Origin of the sequence: Actinomadura macrotermitis, assembly GCF_009604375.1 — a bacterium.
GTDB classification, from domain to species: domain Bacteria; phylum Actinomycetota; class Actinomycetes; order Streptosporangiales; family Streptosporangiaceae; genus Spirillospora; species Spirillospora macrotermitis.
In genome coordinates this window covers 1,291,097-1,312,783 of record NZ_WEGH01000002.1, presented here as the reverse complement: position 1 = coordinate 1,312,783, position 21,687 = coordinate 1,291,097, and the positions used below count along the sequence as shown (strand labels likewise).

Genomic DNA, 21,687 nt, shown 5'->3' with positions numbered 1-21,687 from the left:
GACACCCAAGGAACGCAACCATAACCACTCATTCGTGTAGGGGGAAGCGGCGGTCCTCCCGCAGGCCGGGAGCCCCTCGCCGCGCAGTCACTTGACCCGGGGCAGATTCCGATGGGCGCTGGCGGTGGTCGCCGTCAGCGCATTCATGATCACCATGGACAACACGGTGGTCGCCAACGCGCTGCCCAAGATCATGAGCGATCTGGACATGTCCCGCGGCGCCCAGGAGTGGGTGGCCACCGGCTACATCCTGATGTTCTCCTGCCTGATGATCGCGGGCGGCCGGCTCACCGACATCTACGGCTGCCGGGTCACCTTCACCGCCGGGATGGTCGTCTTCACCATCGCGTCCGCGATCTGCGGCCTGGCCGGCGACGACGCGGTGCTCATCGTCGGCCGCATCGTGCAGGGCGGCGGCGCCGCGCTCGCGCTGCCGGCCACCCAGGTCATCATCACCGTCGGCCGCACCGACAAGCAGCGCTCCATCGGCACCATCGTCTGGGTCGGCGCGGCCGGCGGCGCCACCGCGCTCGGCCCCGCCATCGGCGGCTTCATCGTGCAGCAGTGGCACTGGGGCTGGATCTTCCTGATCAACATCGTGCCCGGGATCATGGTGGTGCTGCTCGGCCTGGTGGTGCTCACCCACAAGGGCGAGAACCGCAGCTCGCGGGTGGACCTGCCCGGCGTGCTGATCTCGGCGACGATGCTGTTCGCCCTGGTCTACGCGCTGGAGGCCGGGCGCAAGCTCGGCTGGACCGACCCGTCGGTGCTCAGCGTGTTCGCGCTCGCGGTCATCGCGCTCGCCTGCTTCGTGGTGGTGGAGTCCTGGGCGCCCGACCCGATGATGAACCTGCGGTTCTTCCGCAACCGGGTGTTCGTCGGCGGCCTGCTGTCGCAGATGCTGTGGGGCATCGGCTTCAACGGCATGATCTTCTACGCGGCCACCTTCCTGCAGCGCTTCCTCGGCTTCGCGCCGTCCAAGGCCGGCCTGGTCATGCTGCCCTCGGCGATCATGGTGATGGCCGTCACCCCGCTGGCGTTCTGGCTGGCCGGCCGGCTCGGGCCGCGCCTCACCATCGGCGGCGGCATGGCGCTGATGGCGGCCGGGATGATCCTGTTCTCGCGGATCCAGCAGGGCGACGGGTACCTCATGCTGATGCCGGGGGTGCTGATCACCGGCCTCGGCTCGGCGCTGTGCATGCCGCTGGTGATGTACGTGCTGAAGGCCGTCCCCGAGCGGCAGGCGGGCGTGGCCAGCGGCATCATCAACGTGATCCGCGAGGCGTCCGGCGCGTTCGGCATCGCGATCGTCGGCCTGCTCATCCACGCCATCCCGCCCGAGCACGACGCGTCGGCGCGGGAGCTGGAGGTCTTCCGCAGCGGCACCGCCTCGGGGCTGATGCTCGGCGCCGTGCTGGTGCTGATCGGCGGGCTCATCAGCGGGCTGACGCTGCCGAGCCGGCGCGGCTGGATGGGCCCCAAGCACGGCAAGCGCGCCCCGGTCGTGCTGGACGAGGAGCTGGAGCCGGAGCTGGACCTGGAGCCCGTCCCGAGCCTGCAGCCGCTCACCACGCCCCAGTCCGAGCCGCACCCCTTCCCGCACCACCACCACGCCCCCGAGCCCGTGCTCGCCGCGCCGACGGCCGAGCCCGGCGACGAGCTGCTGGTGCGCTCGCGCGAGCAGAGACACCCGCGCGAGCGCATCCCCGAACTCGAGGCGGCCTCCACCAGGGCCACGCCCTACGACGGGCTGCCCGTCGTGAACCAGAAGCCGCACTACCCGCTGCGCCCCTACGTCCCCCCGCGCGAGGCCGACGGCGAGTGGCCGCCGCCCCCGCCCGAAGGCTGGTACACCCCCTACCGGCCCGATGACCTGCCGTCCGACGCAGGCCGCCCGCGCCCGCGCGGCGACGCCTGGTGAAAGGTGATGCGGTGAGCCGCAGAATCGTCATCTTCGCCGCGGGTTCACGCGGCGACATCCAGCCGTGCGTGGCGCTCGGCCAGGCGCTGCGCGCGCGCGGGGACGAGGTGCGGCTGGTCGCCAGCACCCGCTACGAGCAGCTAACGCTCGGCGCGGGCCTGGAGCTGGCGCCGCTGACCGCCGACCCCACCGAGATCATGACCTCCGACGCCGGGCAGGAGCTGCTCGCCGGCGGCCGCAACCCGGTCACCTTCCTCAGCGGGTTCCGGCGCATCATCCGGCCGCTCGCCGAACGGCTGCTCGCCGAGAGCCTGGACGCCTGCAAGGGCGCCGACCTGGTCCTCGGCCCGACGATCGGCATGATGCCCGGCCACATCGGCCAGCACCTGGGCGTGCCCTGGGCGCTGATCCACTTCCAGCCGAGCGAGCCGACCCGCGCGTTCGCGCACCCCTTCGTGCCGAAGGGCGTCCGGCTCGGCGGGTGGGGCAACCGGGCCAGCTACACCGCCGTCGACCAGGTCGCCTGGCAGATCGCCCGCCCGTTCATCAACCCCTGGCGCCGCGACGCGCTCGGCCTCGCCCCGCTGCCGCTGCGGCTGCCCCGCCCGGACGTGCCGGTGCTGGCCTGCTTCAGCCCCGAGGTCGTCGCGCGGCCCGCCGACTGGCCCGCCAACGTGCACCTCACCGGCTACTGGTTCCTCGACGAGCCCGCCTGGGAGCCGCCCGCCGAGCTCGCCGCCTTCCTCGCCGCCGGCCCGCCGCCCGTCTACGCCGGGTTCGGCAGCATGGTGCCGAAGGACGCCGCGCTGACCGACCTCACCGTCCGCACCGCGCTGCGGCTCGCCGGGGTGCGCGGCGTCGTGCAGGGCGACCCGGCGACCTCCGACGACCAGATCCTGGCCGTCCGCGACGTCCCGCACTCCTGGCTGTTCCCGCGGATGGCCGCCGTCGTCCACCACGGCGGCGCCGGGACGACCGCGGCGGGCCTGCGCGCCGGGGTGCCCACGGTCGTCTGCCCGTTCTTCGGCGACCAGCCCTACTGGGGCGAGCGCGTCGCCGCCCTCGGCGCGGGCCCGGCCCCGCTGCCGTTCGGCGCGCTGACCGTCCCCCGCCTCGCCCGCAAGATCCGCCAGGCCGTCGGCACCCCCCGGACGGTCGCCCGGGCCGCCGCCCTCGGCGTGCGCATCCGCGCTGAAAACGGCGTGGCGCGCGCCGTGGAACTGCTCAGCTGACATACAAAACGCCCCGGCTCCTTGCGGGGCCGGGGCGTTCGCGCGTAATACTTACTCGTCGGGACTTACCTGATGGGACCTACTTGACGGGCTTGGCGCCGAGGGTCGACATCATCTGGGGCCAGGCGGTGTGCATCTCGCGCTTCCAGTACGGCCAGGAGTGGCGGCCCGGGCCGTAGATGTGCGAGGTGATCGGCACCCGCTGCCGGCGGGCCTCGTCGGCGAACGCCTGGACGGTCGGGCCGATCGCCCGCTCGCTCAGGTAGCCGATGTCCCAGGGCGCGGTGCCCGGCTTGTCGTAGGGGCCCGGCTCACCGGTGGTGCCCGCGGACACGTACAGGCGGGTCGAGCGCATCTTCGGCAGCAGCTTGATCGGGTCGTGCGCGTCCCAGTTGGCCTTGTTGATCCACGGGATGCCCCAGATCGAGTAGGGGTCCTGCCCGGCCTTGGTGTTGGTGTACATCAGCAGCGACGGGATGCCGGGGCTGCTCATCGACAGGACGCCGCTGAAGCACGCCGCGTAGCGGAACATGCCCGGCGCGCGGCCCGCGTAGGTGCAGGCGCCCTGCGCGCCCGAGGAGATGCCCATGGCCGCGCGCGAGCCGCCCGCGTGCCAGTTGCGCTCCATGATCTGGCGGACCTCCTGAAGGTGGAAGTCCTCCCACTTGGGCTTGCCGCCCTTGCCGTAGTTGTACCAGTTCGTATACGAGCCGTTGGCGCCCTCGGGCGTCACCACGATGACGCCCCACTTACGGGCGAGCGACTGGATGTCGGTGCTGCGGGTCCAGGAGAGGTAGTTGTCGTTGCCGCCGTGGTAGGCGTACACGACGGGCCAGCTCTGCTTGGAGTTGTACTTCCAGCCCTTCGGCAGCAGCACGCGCACCGTCTTGCGCTGGCCGAGACCGGTCGACTGGAGATAGAAGTCGAAGGCGCTCTTGTCCTTGTTCAGCCACTTGTAGCCCGTGACGTACGAGCCGTCGTCGGCCTTCTTCAACGACACTGCCGCCTCTGCCGGGGCCACGCCTAGGGGAAGCACGGTCGCGCCGAGCAGCGCTGAGGAGAGGAGCACCCCAGCGCGCCGGGCGACTCGGCGACGTGACTCAGTTGGCATCGTTTTCCTCCACTGTCCTCCAGCGCCACCCTGATCCATCAGGGTTAGGAACTATTTCACGTTTTGGATGGGTGGTGGGTCTGCGTGCGGGGGGCGGCGGGCCGTTCGCCCACGGGGCCCAGGGGGCGCTGTCCCTGGTCCGCGCGGCCGGTACGGAGGAGTCCACCGAGGTCCTGGGGGGTGCCTGGGCCGGTGCGGTTCCGTTCGCAGAGGTGGGAGCGGGTGCGTGCGGGGCGGCATGCCTGGGCGTACGGGCCACTTCCGGACGGGGTGGCGCGGTAAACCCGGACGTGCCGTTATGCGTCGGGGCGGTGGGCTGTTCCCAGCGCATCGCGTAGGGGAAGGGCTGTTCGGCGGGCAGGGACGGCGCGGCGGCGGCGACCGCGGCCGCGGCGGCCGGCGCCTCGCTGTGCTCGCGCAGGTCCATCTTGGCGTGCAGGCGGGCGAGCGGGCCGGGCAGCCACCAGTTCGCCGTGCCCATGAACCGCATCGTCGCCGGGACGAGCAGCGACCGCACCAGCGCGGCGTCCACCACGACCGCGACGAACATGCCGACGCCGATCAGCTTCACCACGGTGATGCCGGCCATGCTGAACGCCGCGATGACGACGAGGAACAGCAGCGCCGCGCTGGTGATGATGCCGCCGGTGTGCTGCATGCCGGAGGCGACCGCGACCCGGTTGTCGTGGGTGCGGTCCCACTCCTCGCGGATCCGCGACAGCAGGAACACCTCGTAGTCCATGGACAGTCCGAACACGACCGCGAGGATGAGGATCATGCTGGTGGCCTCGACGCCGCCGGTCGGGGTGAAGTCCAGCACGCCGGCCAGGTGCCCGTACTGGAAGCCCCACACGATCGCGCCGAACGAGGCGCCGATGGACAGCACGTTCATCACGATCGCCTTCAGCGGCAGCACGATCGAGCCGAAGAACATGAACAGCAGCACGAAGGTGGCGACGCCGACGAACACCGCCATCTTCGGCAGGCTGCGCGACAGGCTCGACATCAGGTCCATCTGCGCGGCGGTGCTGCCGCCGACGTCGATGTGCATCGGCACGCCGTCGCGGACCAGCGACATCGCGCGGATCTTCGTGACCAGGTCCTGCGCCTGCGGCGCCATCGGCTCCCACTTGTGGGTCACCGAGATCCGCACGCCGCCGTAGTCGCCGCTGTAGCCGGTGAACTTGGCCTGGGTGACCCCCGGCTCGGCCGCCAGTTTCTTGCGGAAGTCCTGCAGGAACGGCGGGATCAGGTCGTCCTTGCGGGTGGGCCGCCAGTCGCGCGGGACCAGGTCGCCGGTCAGCACCACGTCGATCGGCTCGGCCGAGCCGTTCGGGAAGTCGTGCTTGACGGTCTCCACCACGGCGCGGGTGGGGCTGTCCTTCGGCAGGACGCGCGCGTCGATGCTGCCGAACTGCACGTTCAGGAACGGCCCGAACATGACGCCGAGGACGACCAGCACGGCCGCGAAGTAGGGCAGCGGGTGCTTCATCACGCTCTGCCCGAGCCGGAACCAGAAGCCCGACTCGGGGTCGCGATTGGCACGCTTGGAGTTCGGCCGCCGCCACGGCATCCGGCCGAACTCCACCTTCGGGCCGAGCAGCGCGAGCAGCGTCGGCAGCAGCACGGTCGCGCCGAACACCGCGACCATGACGGTGGCGATGCCGGCGAGGCCGATCGTGCGCAGGAACATCTGCGGGAACATCAGCAGGCCGCCGAGGGCGGCCGAGACCGTGACGCCCGACACCATGATGGTGCGGCCCGCGGTGATCATCGTGCCCGCCAGCGCGGCCTGGCGGACCGGGGCCAGCTCCTTGAAGTAGGCCTTCTTGGCGGCCTTCCGCTCGCGCCTGCCCTCGACCTTCTTCCAGGGTTTGCCGGGCGGTATCCCCCGCGCCTTCATGCCGCGTTCCAACTCCTCGCGGAACCGGCTGATGATGAACAGCGAGTAGTCGATGGCGAGGCCGACGCCCATCATCGTGACCACTTCGAGCGCGAACGAGGTCACGTCGGCGACGTAGGTGACCAGGTGCAGCACCGCCAGGCCGCCGATGATGGAGAACAGCCCGACGATGATCGGCAGCACGGACGCGGTCACCGCGCCGAACAGCAGCACCAGCAGGATGAACAGCGGGATCGCGGTGATCGTCTCGGCGGTGACGATGTCGGCGACGACCTGGGTGCCGAACTCCTGGCCGAGCGGGTACGCGCCGCCGAGCCGCTCGGCCAGCCCCGGCGCCCGCAGCCGGTCCTTGATCTTCTCGTAGTTCGCCAGCTTGGCCGGGTCGTCCTTGCCCGCCAGCTTCAGCGACACGAACGTCTGGTGCCTGTCGCGGGAGGCGAACGGCGCGGCGTCCTTGCGCTCCAGCGACCAGTAGGAGATCTGCTCGGCGACCAGCTCCTTCGGCAGCCGCGCCACGGTGGTGACGACCGCCGCCTCGTAGCGCGGGTCGTCCACCGTCATCGTGTCGCTCTTGTACAGCACGAGCACGTCGGGGTTGGTGCTGCCGAACCAGGTCGCGCCGAGCTTGGCGACCAGCGTCGAGGACGCCTTGGGGTCCTCGAAGCCGCCCTGCTTGAACTTGGCGAACACCCCGATGCCCCACGCGCCGCCCACGGCCGTGAACACCAGGATCAGGACAAGGCTGAACCAGCGCCCTCGATGGATGAGCCTGCCCAGCCCCGCGAGCATGTTCCTCCTGAATTCCGTCGGCCACCGGGACCGTACCGGTCCCGGTGGCCGGGTGGTCGCGTGCGTCCCGCTACTTGGCGCGGGCGGCCAGCCGGGCCGCGCTGGTCGGCAGCGCGCCGTCCAGGTAGCGCTGCCGGGTGGCCGCACGGGCGATCTTGCCACTGGAGGTGCGCGACACGCTCCCCGGTTCGATGAGGACGAACTCGTGCACGCTCATCTCGTGCTCGACGTTCACCGCGCCGCGCACCGCCGCCTCGACCTCGGCCAGGTCCAGCCGGCCGAGCGGCACCCGCCGGTTGCGCTCGGCGACGACCACCAGCCGCTCGGTCTCCCCGCCCGGCACCGCGAACGCCGCGACATGCTCGGGGCGGACCGCCTCGTGCGCCTCCTGCGCGGTGACCTCGATGTCCTGCGGGTAGTGGTTGCGGCCGTCCACGATGATCAGGTCCTTGATGCGGCCGGTGACGTACAGCTCGCCCTCGTGCACGAGGCCGTAGTCGCCGGTCTTCATCCACGGCCCGGCCGGCAGGTCGTCGCCCGGCTCGGCCAGCTCGCCGCCGAAGACGTCCTGGCTGCGCTCGGAGTTGCGCCAGTAGCCGGGGGCGGTGTTCGGGCCGTGCACCCAGATCTCGCCGACGGTGCCGTCCGGCTGCTCCAGCCGCGTCTCGGGGTCGACGATCGCGACCAGCTGCCCGCACGGGCGGCCGCACGACACCAGCGCGCTCGCGTGCTCGGCGTCCGGCTCGACCGGCCGCAGGGTCCCCTCGGCGAGGGCGGCGCGGTCGACCGACACCACCCGCGGCGGGGTGTCCTCGGCGGCGGCGGACACGAACACCGTCGCCTCGGCCAGGCCGTAGCCGGGGGCCTGCGCGCCCGGCCGCAGCCCCGCCCCGGCGAGCGCCTCCGCGAACGAGGTCAGCGTCGAGGGGCGGATCGGCTCGGCGCCGTTCAGGCAGGTGGTGAGGCCGCTGAGGTCCACCCCGGCCAGCTTCTCGGGGGTCGCCGCCGTCGCCACGTACTCGTAGGCGAAGTTCGGGCCCGCGGTGTAGACGTTCTTGCCCGGCCGCTCGGCGATCAGCCTCATCCAGCGCATCGGGTTCATGACGAACGACAGCGGGTCGGTGAAGATGGCGTGGTCGCCGTTGACCATCGGCAGCGCCATCGTGGCGATCAGGCCCATGTCGTGGAACAGCGGCAGCCAGCTGACCATCTCGGGGTCGGGCTTCTCGGGCGCCCAGCCCGCCCACAGCTGGATCGCGTTGGCGGTGACGTTGCCGTGGGTGATCTCCACGCCGGCCGGGCGGCGGGTCGAGCCCGAGGTGTACTGCAGGTAGGCCAGGTCGTCGAAGCCGATCGGCTCGTCCTGCCAGGAGCCGGCGAGCTCCAGGTCGATCTCCTCCGCCAGGATGATCTCCTTGGGGGCCGGCACGTCGTGGTCGGCCAGGAACTTCTCCACGTGCGGCAGCGCGCTGCGGGAGGTGACGATCACCGCGGGCTCGGCGTCGGCGTAGGCGCCGATCAGCCGGTCGGCGTGACCGGGCAGGTCCGGCGAGAACAGCGGCACCGCGACGACGTGCGAGTACATCGCGCCGAGCATCGCCATCATGTAGTCCAGCGACTGCGGGAGCAGCAGCGCGGCCCGGTCGCCGGGCCCGGCCGACCGCCGCAGCCGCACCGCCGTCGCGCGGGCCCGCCGGTCGGTCTCGCTCCAGGTCAGCGTGGTCTTGCGGCCCGCCGGGTCCGCCGAGTAGTCCACGAACGTCCAGGCCGGCGCGTCGGGCTTGTCCGCCGCCCAGCGGGCCAGCCGCTCGACGAGCGGCGTGCGGCCGGAGCCGCCGGGCCGGAGTTCGGGAAGCAGCGAGCCCAGTGCCATTGATCTATCTCCCGGGGGATGAGCGAACGGCGCGAGCAGGGGGTCGCGGCCGGCGGTGTGCAGCGGCGATGGCCGGACGACCGCGATAGGCGCCCCCCGGCAACCGGCAATATGATCGTGCAGCGTGAAAGCTACCCGATGGTAGCCAGGTGAGGGTATTAGCCCAGGGTCACATTCGGCGGCGCCGGGTTTGTCACCGGAGTGACAAGGGCCTACCGCTCCTCCCGGGCGAACATGCGCTGCATGATGCCATGGCGATGACGGCCCTGATAAGTCGTCTCGGGGTTCTCGTTCTCGCCGAGCTCGGCCAGGTGGGAGCTCTCGGCGTCGATGAGGCGCTCCAGCTCGCCCCGGTCCAGGAAGACGCCCTGGCAGCCGGGGCACTCCTCGACGACCACGCCGTGCCGTTCGTGGCTGTCCAGCAGCGAGTCGCACTTCGGGCACTTGAACGTCGTCTCTGGCATGGCCGGATCCCCTATCCGTGACGACAGGATTGACTGTCCGGCGGTCAGCTTAGTGACGGTGACCGGCGGTTGGCACGGTGTCATCCCGTTCGTCCTGCGGATACGGCCGCCCGCAACCCGCTCAGCGGCGCCGCGCGCGCGGCCGGGAACCCCGGCCGGACGCCGCCGTCCGGGTCCGCGCCAGCGCCATGCGCCGCCGCCAGAGCCCGAGGCAGGCCGCGAACCACAGCAGCGCCACCTCGGCGGCGATCGTGATGCTGAGGACGACCGCCCAGTCGGTGCCGCCGCCGGCGTCGGTGCCCGACGGCGAGATCAGCGTCATCTGGTCGCCCCGCGCCGCCGGCGGCGCGGGCGGCAGCGCGGTCAGCGGCGGCCGCACCGCCGCGCCGCCCGGCGACGTGCTCGGCGCGTCCATCGGCGGCAGGGGCGGCGCGGAGGTGGGCAGCGGAGGCGGCTCGGGCAGCGGCGGGGCGGTGCCCGCGGGCGGGGGCACCGGGACCGGCCGCGGCGTGCTGGCCACCGGCGGCGCCGCGGGCGCCTTGGCGGTGTGCTTCCCGGCCTCCTGCCGGGGCCGCACGGCCGGGGCGTCCGCCTTCGCCGACGGAGGCCGCGCGGGCGGCGTCCCCGGCTCGGCCGCGGACGACTTCGGCATGGCCACGGGCGCCTTGGGCGGCATCGCGGGGGCCTTCGGCAGGGTCTCCGGGACCGCGGGATCGCCCGCCGCGGTCTTCGGCTGCGCCGCCGGGGACTTGGCCTTGCCGCCGGGCGGCCCCTTCGGCTTCTCGGCCGCCGGCTGCTCGGCCGGCGGCCTGCCCGGCGGGGGCCCCACGACGGGCAGCGTCGCGCCCGCGACGGACTCCTGCGGGACGTTGTCCGCCTTCGCCACGATCGTCACACAGGGCGCCTGTCTCCCCCGCGCCACTTTCCTGGCCCTACCGGTATCCGAAATCCCTGCGGTATCCGAAATCCTCCTGTCGCCCGGCACGCGGAGCGACACCCGGAGCCGGCGCGTCCCCCGCAGATCGCCGAGGTCGCAGTGGAGCGGCATGTCGTCGTTCTGCGCGGCGCAGTCGGCGGGGGCGAAGTCCCAGGTGAGGGGGCGCGCCGCCATCAGGAGCAGCCGGGCCGAGCGGGCGACGCCGCCGGCCGGCCGGACGCCCACGTCGTAGGTGACCACCTCGTCCCCGCCGCCGGTCCGGCGGCCCGCGTAGGCGATGGTCGCGGCCAGGCGGACGGCGGCGCGGTGCAGATCACCACGGGGCAGCTCACCGCGGCGCAGCTCACCGCGGGGCACATCACCACGGGATGCGTCACGGTGCGTCACCTGCGGCGCGAGGGGCCGCCCCGGCGAACGGTCCGGCCGGGCGGACGCGGCGGGCCCGGGCGCGGCCGGCCCGACCTTCCCGGCGGCGTACGCGCTGGCGAGGAGCATCGGCTGCACCGCCAGCGTCCCGCCCAGCACGGCCGCGCCCCAGCGCCGCCACGCCGTCTCGCCACGCCTCGCTCGGCCCACGGTAGGCACCCGGCTTCCTCTCCGCCGCTGGTCTCTTCCCTGTCCGTTCCACCGGGGGGCGGCCGGGCGCCGTGCGACACCAGGCACTGGTTGTTATTGCCACTCGTCACGATCGGTAACGTGCTACGCCCCTTTCGCACAGTGAAATCGGCTTTCCGTAGAATCGGCGGACCACGGGATCGGCACGGGGAAAGGGGGCGGTGTGGCGGAGGCTGTCCGGTCGCTGGAGCGCACGTTCGAACTGCTGGAGCACCTGGCGGACGCGGGCGGTGAGATGGCGCTGTCGGAGCTGACGGAGGTCTCCGGGCTGCCCATGCCGACGATCTACCGGCTGATGCGGACGCTGGTGAACCACGGCTACGTCCGGCAGGAGCCGTCCAAGCGCTACGCCCTCGGCCCGCGGCTGATCCGGCTCGGCGAGGGCGCCGGGCGCCTGCTCGGCTCGTGGGCGCGGCCCGCGCTGTCGCGGCTGGTGGACGAGGTCGGCGAGACCGCCAACATGGCCGTGCTGGAGGGCGACGAGGCGGTGTACGTCGCGCAGGTCCCCTCCCGGCACGCGATGCGGATGTTCACCGAGGTCGGCCGGCGGGTGCAGCCGCACTGCACCGGCGTCGGCAAGGCCCTGCTCGCGCAGCTGCCCGAGGAGCGGGTGCGCGAGATCCTCGCCCGGACCGGCATGGCCGCGCACACCCCGCACACCTTCACCGACCCCGACGCGCTGGTCGCCGAGCTAGCCCGGATCCGCGCGCAGGGCTACGCGCTGGACGACGAGGAGCAGGAGATCGGGGTGCGGTGCGTGGCCGTCCCGCTGCGCGGGGCGCCGACGACGGCGGCGCTGTCGGTGTCCGGGCCGACCTCCCGGATGACGCTGGAGACGGCCGCCGCGGTCGCGCCCGTGGTGCGCGACGTCGCCGCGCACTTCGTGAAAGAGCTGGGCCCGGCCGCCGGGTAGGCGGCCGGGCCCGGCCGGGGTCGTTCGGTCCCGTGGTCAGTCGACGACGTCGCCGACGACGACCTTCGGGCGGCCGCCGCGCTCCCAGGAGACGAAGTCGCCGGCGGCCTTCACCAGCATCGCGAACAGCCAGAGGGCGACGCCGGTGTCGTCGGCCAGGCCGACGATCGGCAGCACCTCGGGGATCGCGTCGAGCGGCCAGACGATGTAGACCACGCCGAGGGCGAGCAGGCCGAGCGTCCCGAAGGACATGCCCTTGTACTCGCCGCGCAGGACGGCCTTCAGCATGCGCGGGACGGCCCGGGTGCGCTCCCACATGCCGGGCGCGCCGGGCTGCAGGGTCTCGCCGTAGATCTGCCAGGCCTGCCCGGCGGCAGCGGCGCTGCGCTTGCTGTTCACAGGCTCTCCTTCAGCTGGGGAGGGCGTGCCCCCGCAACGCCCACGACTTACTAAGACGCCACAAAAGTCACATTTGTTCCTTGTTACTTCTGGTGACGTTTCCCTTACCGCGCTGTACGGGGTGCGGGGGTTCGGCCACTTTTCCCGGCGCCCGTTGGGAGCATGAAGTCCGGAGAACCCTGTTCTCGCGGGACTGCGAGCAGGGTGTTCCGGCCTGCCCAGCCGGCCCGGGGGGAGCTGACACGGGACATGAGCGCAGACCGTCCGGCCGCGCCGGGCCTCGCCCTGCCGATCCGCGGCCTGGCCGCCGCGACCGCCTATGTCGCCCTGCCGCCGACGGCCGTGGACGCCCGTCCGGCGGGCCCGACCCGCATGATCGTCATCTGGCCCGGCTTCGACCCGCCGCGCACCGCCGCGGCGCTCGCCGCCGCCGTGCCGCTGACCGGCGTGCCGACCTGGCGCGTCTACCTCGACCTGCCCGTCCCCGACGGGCCGCCGCCGGCGGGCCTCGGCTCGGGCGCGTTCCTGGAGTCCGGCGGCATGGAGGCCTACGGGACGGCCGTGGAGCAGGCCGTCGGGCGGCTGCCGGCCGTGCTCGCCGACCTCCGCCGCGACCTCGGCGTGCCGGACGGCCCGGTCGGGCTCGCCGGGTTCTCCACCGGCGGCGCCGTCGCGCTGCTCGCGCTCGCCCGCGGCGTGGTGCCGGTGAGCACGGCCGCGCTCGTCGCCCCGGTGATCTCACCGGGCCGCGCGGCGCGCGCGCTGGAGCAGCGGGCGGGCCGCGAGCGGGCCTGGTCCGAGCGGGCCCGCGAACTGGCCGACCGGCTCGACCTCGGCACCCGGGCACCGGAGATCGCGGGCCGGGACGCCGCGCTGCTGCTCATCGGCGGCGCCAAGGACCGGGTGGTCCCGCCCGCCGAGATCACCGCGCTGCGCGACCTGCTGCGCCGCTGCGGGGCGGCGGCCGTGGAGGCCGCCACGTTCCGGATGGGGCACGCGCTGGCCGCCGAGCCCGGCACCGAGCCGCGCCCGCCGCTCACCGAGGCCGTCCGGGTGGACGGGGTGCTCGGCGACTGGTTCCGCGAGCGGCTCGCCGACGTGGCCGCGCCCGCGGCCGCCACCCGCGCGGACCTGTGCGCGGTCCGGGAAGAGGTGACGGCGGCGGGCGGAACAGGGCCGGGCTAGCACAGGGCGGGGCGGCTCAGGCCCGCGACAGGACCTGGTAGCGGACCGGGATGACCCCGGAGCCGATGCCGCCGACCCGCTTCATCGCGCCGGTGGACAGGTCCAGGCAGCGGCCGCCGGCGTACGGGCCGCGGTCGTTGATCCGCACGATCACCGAGCGCCCGTTGTTCTTGTTGGTCACCCGCACCCGCGTGCCCATCGGCAGGGTCTTGTGCGCGGCGGTCAGCCCGTTCGGGCGGAACCGCTCGCCGCTCGCGGTCATCTGCCCCTCGCCGTAGAACGACGCCTGGCAGGAGCCGGTGCGCACGACGCGGTAGCCCGGCTTCTTCTTGTGCTTGGCCTTCGGCTTCGCCTTGGGCTTGGCGGTCCGCGGCGGGTCGGTGTGCGGCGTCGCGCGGCCCGTCCGGACGGGCGTCGCGCGCGGTGCGTCGGCGAGCGGGGCGGCGGGCGCGGTGCCCGCCGGCTTGCGCTCGGCCCGCGCGACCGCGTCCGAGCCGCCCGCCGTAGTGAGGGCCCAGGCGCCCATCCCGAGTGCCGCCAGGGCGAAGCCCGAGGCGAACAGGATGGTGCGCAGTACGTGTCTGGGTCGGTGCTTGACCGAGATGCCCACAGAGAAGGTCCTTTGATCGGGGACAGGTCCCCGGACGCCCGGCTCTGTTCTGGTTCGCGGCTCGTTCAGGCGACTGCGACGCCTGTGCACTCGTCACCGCGCGAGCCCGCCCGGCGGGGTGAACGACCCCGCGGGTGCCCGCCTCCGCCCGCTTGGGGCGCATTCCGCATGATCACGGGTCCGGCGTCCGGCAGGTGCGGCATGATCACATTTCGCTGATCACCGCACACAAGTCCCTGACCGTACGTTGTGCATTCACAGAATCAAGCGGAGAGCCCTGTTTTGTGGGCTTTGTCACCGCTGATTTTGCGCAGTGGAGTTGATCCACTCCAGGCCGTCAGCGGAAAAGTAGATCGACATTGCCGCCCGTTGACCCGCCGATCTCGGCTTGATCACGACAACGGACGGGGCGCCCGGCATCGTGCCGGGCGCCCCGTCCGGGCCCTGCCATGACGCGCGCCGGTCCGCCCTGCGCGCCGTCGTCCGTTCGCGTGCCTACCGCCCCGGCAGCAGGCCGGGGCGCACGCCCGACAGCTGGCCGAGCAGCCCGTCCAGCAGCCCGTCGGCCGGGGACACCACCTCGCGGCGCCGGGACCGCGAGTCCGCCGGGGCGGCGGGGGCGACCGCCACGCCGCCGACGTTCAGGTCCTTGGTGAACTGGCCGGGCTTGGTGCCCACGCCGGGCAGGCCGGTGTCGTGGGCCGCGCCGCCCTTGCCGGTCAGCCCGCGCACCGGGTTGCAGTCGGGCCCCAGCGCGTCACCGAGGCCGCCGGTGCCCGGCGCGCTCACCAGGCCGGTCGCGGCGCCGGTCGAGCCGCCGAGCGGGTCGCGCAGGTTGCGGCCGAGGGCGACCATGGCGCCCGGGTCGCTCGCGCGGCGGCCGGCCACCGGCACCTTGCGGTCCTTCAGCGCCTTGGCGACGCCGGTGTGCTTGGCGGCCTTGGCGGCCTTGGTGACGTCCCGCGCGGTACCGTCGGCGGCGCGCGCGCAGTCGGCGGCGGAGCCGGTGAGCGCGACCCGGCCGCCGACCGGCTCCAGCGCCCCCGCGGCGGTCCGGCCGGCCTCGGTGATCGGGCCGGCCTCCTCGGTGCGGCGGCTCACCGCGTCGTCGGCGGTCTTGCGGGTGGCGCCGGTGACGTTGGCCACCGTCCGGTCGGTCAGCTTGGCGGCCTTGTCGGGGACGGTCCGGTTCGCGACCTTCTTGTTCAGCTCGCCCACCGGGCCGTCGGTGGCGTACGCCGGCGCCCAGGACAGGGCGGCGGCGACCAGTGCCGCCACCGGCGTGAGAGCGGTGGCCGTGATCAGCTTCTTGGCGGATGCGTTCATAAGGTTCCCCCCGGGGTTTCCGTTTCGACCTGCGTTGTGCGGATTCCGCAGCTCCGGGGACCCCCGCGTCCGGTTCGGCGGCCGCACCGTCGAGCCGGGACGCTAGTACACGACGCCGGGCCGTACAGCCGGTTCACGAAGGAATTGAAGAACACCATGGAGATCTACCAGATTTACTTTGCCACTTTCCCCGGTCGTGGGGGTGATCGAGGTTATTGCGGCAAAATAACCTGAAATCCCGGCCATTGTTGCGGCCGCCGAACCGGGCCCGGCGAAAAGCGGGGGCGTCCCCCAGGACGCCCCCGCCGCTCACCCCGCCGTCACGCGCCGCCGAGGGCGATGGCCTCGTCCACCTCCTGCTTGCGGGCGGCCACCTCCTGCGCGTACCGCTCCTCGTCGACCTTCTCGGCGATCTCCTCGTCCTGGCGCATCAGCGCCTCCAGGTCGGCCTTGGCGTTGTCCAGCACGCCCATGTCCGCGTAGGCGGCCTGCACCTTGTCCCCCCAGAGCCCCACGTCCTTCACGCACGGCACGATCCGGCTGAACAGCAGCGACTGGTAGAGCGTGTACATGGCGGAGTTGTCGACGTATTCCATGCACTCGGCGACCGGCATGCCGAGCTGCTCGAACACCTCCCGGCCCTTGAACCGGTCGCGCATCAGGTAGCAGCCCTCGACGACGAACTCCTCGCGCTCGGCCCGCTCCTTCTCGGTCAGCTGGGCGTAGTAGTCCTTCAGCGCCAGCCGCCCGAACGCCACGTGCCGCGCCTCGTCCTGCATCACGTAGGCGAGCAGCTGCTTGACCAGCGGGTTGGTCGACATGTCGCGGTACAGCCCGAACGCGGCGAGCGCCAGGCCCTCGATGAGCACCTGCATGCCGAGGTAGGGCAGGTCCCAGCGGCTGTCCTCCAGCGACTCGGCCAGCAGCCGGGCCAGGTCCTGGTTGACCGGGTAGTACATGCCGATCTTCTCGTGCACGAACCGGGTGTACAGCTCCACGTGCCGCGCCTCGTCCATGGTCTGGGTGGCGGCGTAGAACTTGGCGTCCAGGTCGGGCACCGACTGCACGATCCGGGCCGAGACGTTCAGCGCGCCCTGCTCGCCGTGCAGGAACTGGCTGAACAGCCAGGCGCCCTGGTGGCGGCCGAACTCGTCGCGCTCCTTCTGCGACATCTTGTCCCAGACGGCCGAGCCGAGCAGCGGGTTGAACTCCTCGGGCAGGCCCGCCACGTTGTCCGGGTCGACCTCCAGGTCCCAGTCGATGCGCTTCTGCGCGTCCCACTGCTTGTCCTTGCCCTTCTGGTACAGGCCGAGCAGCCGGTCGCGGCCCCCGTCGTACTCCCAGGTGAAGCGGGACGCGCCGGCCATCGGCACATTCCAGGTCTCGTCGGGCACGGGGGTGGTGTAGAGGTCGAACGAGCTCACGGGTCCCTCCTCGGGGGGCATGCACGGCTTCGGGACGCTTTACATGCCTTCGTAACATGTAAAGCGAACGGGCAACAGGCCCATATCGCCCGGTGGGTAGAGTCCACCGGGTGATCCGTTCCTGGGCCCTTGCCGTCGCCGCCGCGCTCGCCCTCGGCGGCTGCGCGGGCACCCGGCCCGCGGCGGTGGCGCCCGCCCCCTCCCCGACCTGCATGAAGCCGTCCACCGGCCGGCAGGCGTTCGCCGGCCGCCCCTACCTGCTGGCGGTGCCGAAGGACTACGGCCGGGCCCCGCTACCGGTGATCGTCGATCTGCACGGGCTGCGCTCCAACGGCTTCGAGCAGGCGGTCTACGCGCGGCTCGCCAACGCCGGGCCCGCCCGCGGCTTCATCGTCGTGGAACCCGCCGTCGCCCGGGGCCGCCAGGGCTGGAAACTGCCCGGCATGACCGACGGCGGCAGCGACACCGCCTATATCGGGGCGCTCCTGGACCACCTGGAGAAGACGCTCTGCGTCGACCGCCGCCGCGAGTACGCGGCTGGGTTCTCCAACGGCGCCGGGCTGGCGGCCGCGCTCGTCTGCGGGCTGAACGGACGGCTCGCCGGGGTCGCGCCCGTCGCCGGGGTCAACCTGGCCCGCCCCTGCGCGCGCCCCCGGCCGACGACGCTCGTGGCCTTCCACGGCACCGGCGACCCGATCGTCCCCTACGAGGGCGGCGCGCCCTTCGGCGGTGACCGGACGCGCATCCCCGCCTGGATGCGGCCCGCGAGCGGCGTCTTCGCGCTCCCGGGCGTCCCCGCCGTGACCGCCGGCTGGGCCCGCGCGTTCGGCTGCGGCAAGGCCGCCCGGGACAGGCCCGGCAGCGAGATCACCCGGACGCGCTACCCCCGCTGCCGCGACGGCGCCCGCGTCGAGCTCTACACGGTGGCGGGCGGCGGCCACACCTGGCCGGGCTCGATCCCCATCGGCGCGGGGAAGACGACCACCCAGATCGACGCCACCAGGCTCATCCTGGACGCCTTCTCCAAGTCCTGAGCGACACCTCGCACCCGCGCCAACGGGAGGCAGGTGAAACCCTGGCGACAACCTGCATGATCACGCGAGTGCGCTACCGCCCCGGCGGGGCGAAGCCGAAGGCGAGCCCCGCCGGGTTGATCGCGAAGCGATTCGCACTCGCCCGAGCACGGTCAGTGGCGAGCCGCTAGGCGAGCCGCTGGGCCGGGATTGAATTATCTAGACTGCAGCGCGTCCAGGCCGACGGCCTGGGCGAAGACCAGGCGGCGGTCCAGGCGCTGGTCCTGGATCTCGATGACGTAGCGGTCGCGGATGCCGAACTTCTTCACCACCGAGAAGACGACCTGGTCGCCGGCGTAGAAGTCGAAGTGGTACGGCCAGGCGAACGGCAGGTTCTCCACGTAGGGGATGAAGTTCCAGACGCGGCGCAGGATGGCGACGGCCTGGTTGCGCTCGCTGCCGGTGGTGACGCCGAGGCCGGGCTGCTCCAAGTGCCAGGTGGAGGAGATCAGGGACTTCTTGAAGTCCTTGCGGAACAGGCCGATCGGCTGGCCGTTCGCGTCGGTGACGTCGTAGGTCGCGGCGAGGTCGATGCGCTTGCGGGCCTTGAAGCCGAAGAGGGGCCGGGTCTTCTCGGTGTCGGCGTAGACGGTGACCTGCTCCTTGAAGGCCATCCGCTTCTGCTGCGCGAAGGCGACCAGTTCGCCCTCGCCGCCGTCGGCGCCCTCGGTGTGGATCTCGTACTGGTTCACCATCAGGCGGATGCGCTGCCGCATGTGGAAGCGGCTGTGGCCCTGGAGGCTCTGGGAGTCCAACGGTCCTGCCTGTTCTGTTTTCGGGGGGTATGGGAGGCGAAGTCTGCCACCGAGTGCGGGGTTCGGCCACCTCCCCCCGCGTCAGGGCGAGGTGATGTGCGACGCCAGGTAGCCGTGTATGAGCCGCTCGGCCTCGGCGAGGATCTGCGGGTCGCCGTCGGGGACGCGGCGGAAGGCCATCTTCAGCACGGCGTCGCCCGCCTCGACCGCGATGGCGAGCGCGCGCGCCAGCTCGGGGGTGTCGGCGACGCCGAACGCCTCCACGATCATGACGCGGAGCCGGTCGGCGACCACCGAGTTGTTGTCGGCGCCCTCGTCGAGCAGGTTGATGTCGGCCACGTCGCCGAAGCGCAGCACCCGGAAGCCGGGGACGCCGCGGTGCATCTCCACGAAGATCTCGATGATGGCGCCGACGGTGTCGGACCAGTCGCCGAAGGAGCCCTCGGCGAGCCGGGCGGAGACCCGCTCCCCGAACGACTCCAGGTTGCGCAGCGCGAGGGCCTGCGCGACGGCCCGCTTGTCGGGGAAGAACTGGTAGACCGAGCCGATGGCGACCTCGGCGCGCTGGGCGATGCGGGTGGTCGTCAGCCCGTCGTAGCCGTCCTCGTCGAGGATGTCCGCGCAGGCGTCGAGCATCCGCTGGACGCGTTCGGCGCTGCGGCGCTGGGCGGGACGGCGGCGGAGCGGGGTCCTGATCTCGGTCACCCCCCCATTCTCCCCCGCGCCGGGGACCCCCGGGGGACGGCGGCCTCTTCCGCCCGCGACCGCGCACCCCTAAAGTCTGAAAACCATTCATGTTTCGGGGAGGATCACATGGGCCTGCCGGCCGGTTTCCAGTGGGGCGTCGCCACCGCCGCCTACCAGATCGAGGGCGCCGTCGCCGAGGACGGGCGCGGCCCGTCCACCTGGGACACCTTCGCGCACACCCCCGGCCGGGTCGCCGGCGGCCACACCGGCGACGTGGCCTGCGACCACTACCACCGCTGGCCCGAGGACGTCGCGCTGATGGCGGACCTCGGGGTGGACGCCTACCGGTTCTCGATCGCCTGGCCGCGGGTGCAGCCGGCCGGGTCGGGCGCGGTGAACCCCAAGGGCCTGGACTTCTACGAGCGGCTGGTCGACGGCCTGCTGGAGCGCGGCATCGCGCCCGCCGCGACCCTCTACCACTGGGACCTGCCGCAGCCGCTGGAGGACGCGGGCGGCTGGATGGAGCGCGACACCGCCCACCGGTTCGCCGAGTTCGCCCACCTGGCGGCCGAGCGCCTCGGCGACCGGGTGGCCACGTGGATCACCCTGAACGAGCCGGTCGTGGTGATGGCCTACGGCTACGCGTTCGGCGTCTACGCGCCCGGCAGGACGCTGATGCTGGACGCGCTGCCGGTCGCGCACCACCAGCTCCTCGGGCACGGCCTCGCCGTCCGCGCACTGCGCGAGCACGGCGCGCGGCAGGTCGGGCTGACCAACCACTACTCGCCGGCGTGGGCGCGGGACGCGTCGTCGGACGCCGACCGGCGGGCCGCCGGCGCCTTCGACGACCTGATGAACCGGCTGTTCACCGACCCGGTCCTCGGCGGCGGCTACCCGGTGGAACTGCCCGCGGGCGTCGTCCGCGACGGGGACCTCGCGGTGATCTCGGCGCCGATCGACTTCCTCGGCGTGAACTACTACCAGCCGACCCGGCTCGCGGCGCCCGCCGAGGGGAGCCCGCTGCCGTTCGACATGGTCGGCATCGAGGAGCACCCGAAGACCGGGATGGGCTGGCCGATCGTCCCGGACGCCCTGCTGTCGCTGCTGCGCACGCTGGACACGACGTACGGGGACCGCCTGCCGCCGCTCTACATCACCGAGAACGGCTGCTCGTTCCCCGACGCCGTCGGCCCCGACGGCACGGTGGACGACGCCGACCGCATCGCGTTCCTGGACGCCCACATCGCCGCCGTGCGGACCGCGGTCGACGAGGGCGTGGACGTGCGCGGCTACTTCGCCTGGTCGCTCATGGACAACTTCGAGTGGGCCGAGGGCTACGGCCCGCGCTTCGGCCTGGTGCACGTCGACTACGCGACGCAGCGGCGCACCCCGAAGCGGTCCTTCGCCTGGTACCGCGACCTGATCGCCGCGTCCAGGGCCTGACTTCCCTTACTCCGCCGGGACGGGACTGTCCCGGTGATGACCGCGCCGGTACTCGCTCGGCGAGATGCCGACCTCGCGGGCGAAGTGCGCGCGCAGGTTGGCGGCGCTGCCGAGCCCGCACTGCGCCGCGACCCGGTCGACCGGCAGGTCGGTGCGCTCCAGCAGCTCGCGGGCGCGCATCACCCGCTGCGCGTGCAGCCAGCGCAGCGGCGTGATGCCGGTCTCGGCGTGGAAGCGGCGGATCAGGGTGCGCGGGGTGAGGCCCGCCTCGGCGGCCAGGCCCGCGACGGTGAGCGGCTCGTGCAGCCGGGTGAGGGCCCATTCCAGCAGCGGGCCGAGGCCGTCGTCGCGGCCGCCGCGGCGGACCGGCGTCTCCACGTACTGGGCCTGCCCGCCGGCCCGGTGCGGCGGGACGATCATCTGCCGGGCGACCGCGTTGGCGACCTCGGCGCCGAGGTCGTGCCGGATCAGGTGCAGGCAGAGGTCGATCCCGGCGGTGTTGCCCGCGCCGGTCAGCACGTCGCCGTGGTCGATGTAGAGGACCGAGGGGTCGACGGTCACGCCGGGATGCCGCTCGGCGAGCAGGCCGGCGTGCTTCCAGTGCGCGGCGGTGCGGCGCCCCTCCAGCAGCCCGGCGTCGGCGAGGACGAACGCGCCCGAGCAGAGCGAGACGATCCGCGCACCGCGCCCGTGCGCCGCGCGGACCGCGCCGACCACGGCCGGCGGCTGCCCGGCCCAGGCGTTCCCGCAGGCCGGGATGATCACGGTGTCGGCGCGTTCCAGCGCGTCCAGCCCGTGCGGCGCGACCATCTGGAACATGCCCGGCATGTCGGCGAGCCCGGACGAGCCGCGCAGCGCGACCGGCCCGGGCGCCCGCTCGGCGCAGAGCAGCAGCTCGTACCAGGGCCCGGTGTGGCCGGGCGGCGGGGAGCCGAAGATCTGGCAGGGGATCGCCGTCTCGAAGATCGGCGCCTCGTCGATGATCGCCACGGCGATGGTGTGGACCATGTCGCAAACCTAGCGGTTA

General features: G+C 72.8%; 18 protein-coding genes. 6 read left to right on the top strand and 12 right to left on the bottom strand.

Translation table 11 applies throughout. The features are described 5' to 3' along the window. Positions 1-124 precede the first annotated feature (124 nt). The gene (locus ACRB68_RS17990) at positions 125-1,921 is read left to right on the top strand and encodes an MFS transporter (RefSeq protein WP_407924292.1); all 1,797 of its coding nucleotides are present in this window, start codon (positions 125-127) and stop codon (positions 1,919-1,921) included. Positions 1,922-1,932: 11 nt separating this feature from the next. Continuing rightward, entirely contained in the window at positions 1,933-3,153 is a 1,221-nt protein-coding gene (locus ACRB68_RS17985; protein WP_328594368.1) for a glycosyltransferase, read from the top strand. Positions 3,154-3,232: 79 nt separating this feature from the next. Here ACRB68_RS17985 and ACRB68_RS17980 read toward each other — a convergent pair whose 3' ends face one another. The 5 genes from ACRB68_RS17980 to ACRB68_RS17960 form a co-directional block, all read right to left on the bottom strand. Further along, a complete protein-coding gene (locus ACRB68_RS17980) occupies positions 3,233-4,153 on the bottom strand; it encodes an alpha/beta hydrolase (protein ID WP_328594367.1) in 921 nt (306 codons plus the stop codon). 100 nt (positions 4,154-4,253) lie between these two features. After that, entirely contained in the window at positions 4,254-6,956 is a 2,703-nt protein-coding gene (locus ACRB68_RS17975; RefSeq protein WP_153533621.1) for an MMPL family transporter, read from the bottom strand. Between the two features lie 70 nt (positions 6,957-7,026). Then, positions 7,027-8,829: a fatty acyl-AMP ligase gene (locus tag ACRB68_RS17970; RefSeq protein WP_153533619.1), complete on the bottom strand. Its 1,803-nt coding sequence runs from the start codon at positions 8,827-8,829 to the stop codon at positions 7,027-7,029. Between the two features lie 212 nt (positions 8,830-9,041). Next, positions 9,042-9,293, bottom strand: a complete 252-nt coding sequence (locus tag ACRB68_RS17965; RefSeq protein WP_153533617.1) for a TFIIB-type zinc ribbon-containing protein — start codon at positions 9,291-9,293, stop codon at positions 9,042-9,044. Positions 9,294-9,414: 121 nt separating this feature from the next. Continuing rightward, on the bottom strand, positions 9,415-10,806 hold the full coding sequence (locus ACRB68_RS17960; protein WP_153533615.1) for a hypothetical protein: 1,392 nt from the start codon (positions 10,804-10,806) through the stop codon (positions 9,415-9,417). A 202-nt stretch (positions 10,807-11,008) separates the two neighbouring features. Between ACRB68_RS17960 and ACRB68_RS17955 the strand changes: the two genes are divergently transcribed. Then, positions 11,009-11,758, top strand: a complete 750-nt coding sequence (locus ACRB68_RS17955) for an IclR family transcriptional regulator (RefSeq protein ID WP_328594366.1) — start codon at positions 11,009-11,011, stop codon at positions 11,756-11,758. 36 nt (positions 11,759-11,794) lie between these two features. Here the strand turns inward: ACRB68_RS17955 and ACRB68_RS17950 are convergent, their stop codons facing one another. Continuing rightward, the gene (locus ACRB68_RS17950) at positions 11,795-12,157 is read right to left on the bottom strand and encodes a YkvA family protein (RefSeq protein ID WP_328594365.1); all 363 of its coding nucleotides are present in this window, start codon (positions 12,155-12,157) and stop codon (positions 11,795-11,797) included. Positions 12,158-12,406: 249 nt separating this feature from the next. Between ACRB68_RS17950 and ACRB68_RS17945 the strand changes: the two genes are divergently transcribed. Further along, positions 12,407-13,342, top strand: coding sequence for an alpha/beta hydrolase family protein (locus ACRB68_RS17945; RefSeq protein ID WP_153533613.1), 936 nt, complete (start codon positions 12,407-12,409; stop codon positions 13,340-13,342). 16 nt (positions 13,343-13,358) lie between these two features. Here the strand turns inward: ACRB68_RS17945 and ACRB68_RS17940 are convergent, their stop codons facing one another. The 3 genes from ACRB68_RS17940 to ACRB68_RS17930 form a co-directional block, all read right to left on the bottom strand. Further along, the gene (locus tag ACRB68_RS17940) at positions 13,359-13,952 is read right to left on the bottom strand and encodes a septal ring lytic transglycosylase RlpA family protein (protein WP_328594364.1); all 594 of its coding nucleotides are present in this window, start codon (positions 13,950-13,952) and stop codon (positions 13,359-13,361) included. Positions 13,953-14,447: 495 nt separating this feature from the next. Continuing rightward, complete coding sequence (locus tag ACRB68_RS17935; protein WP_153533610.1) at positions 14,448-15,278, bottom strand: hypothetical protein; 831 nt, start codon at positions 15,276-15,278, stop codon at positions 14,448-14,450. Positions 15,279-15,598: 320 nt separating this feature from the next. Then, positions 15,599-16,702: a ferritin-like domain-containing protein gene (locus tag ACRB68_RS17930; protein WP_328594363.1), complete on the bottom strand. Its 1,104-nt coding sequence runs from the start codon at positions 16,700-16,702 to the stop codon at positions 15,599-15,601. Positions 16,703-16,812: 110 nt separating this feature from the next. Between ACRB68_RS17930 and ACRB68_RS17925 the strand changes: the two genes are divergently transcribed. After that, on the top strand, positions 16,813-17,736 hold the full coding sequence (locus ACRB68_RS17925) for an alpha/beta hydrolase family esterase (protein ID WP_153533606.1): 924 nt from the start codon (positions 16,813-16,815) through the stop codon (positions 17,734-17,736). 194 nt (positions 17,737-17,930) lie between these two features. On the opposite strand, the gene ACRB68_RS17920 is transcribed toward ACRB68_RS17925, so the two are convergent. Both ACRB68_RS17920 and ACRB68_RS17915 read right to left on the bottom strand, forming a co-directional pair. Continuing rightward, a complete protein-coding gene (locus tag ACRB68_RS17920) occupies positions 17,931-18,530 on the bottom strand; it encodes an LURP-one-related/scramblase family protein (protein WP_153533604.1) in 600 nt (199 codons plus the stop codon). Positions 18,531-18,611: 81 nt separating this feature from the next. Next, positions 18,612-19,235, bottom strand: a complete 624-nt coding sequence (locus tag ACRB68_RS17915; RefSeq protein ID WP_328594362.1) for a TetR/AcrR family transcriptional regulator — start codon at positions 19,233-19,235, stop codon at positions 18,612-18,614. Between the two features lie 108 nt (positions 19,236-19,343). Here ACRB68_RS17915 and ACRB68_RS17910 point away from each other — a divergent pair, with 108 nt between their 5' ends. Beyond that, positions 19,344-20,660 (top strand): GH1 family beta-glucosidase, encoded by a 1,317-nt coding sequence (locus ACRB68_RS17910; protein ID WP_153533602.1) that lies wholly within the window; start codon positions 19,344-19,346, stop codon positions 20,658-20,660. A gap of 6 nt (positions 20,661-20,666) precedes the next feature. On the opposite strand, the gene ACRB68_RS17905 is transcribed toward ACRB68_RS17910, so the two are convergent. After that, positions 20,667-21,668 carry a GlxA family transcriptional regulator gene (locus ACRB68_RS17905; protein WP_153533600.1) on the bottom strand — a complete coding sequence of 334 codons (1,002 nt, stop codon included), beginning with the start codon at positions 21,666-21,668 and terminating at the stop codon, positions 20,667-20,669. Between the last annotated feature and the right edge of the window lie 19 nt (positions 21,669-21,687).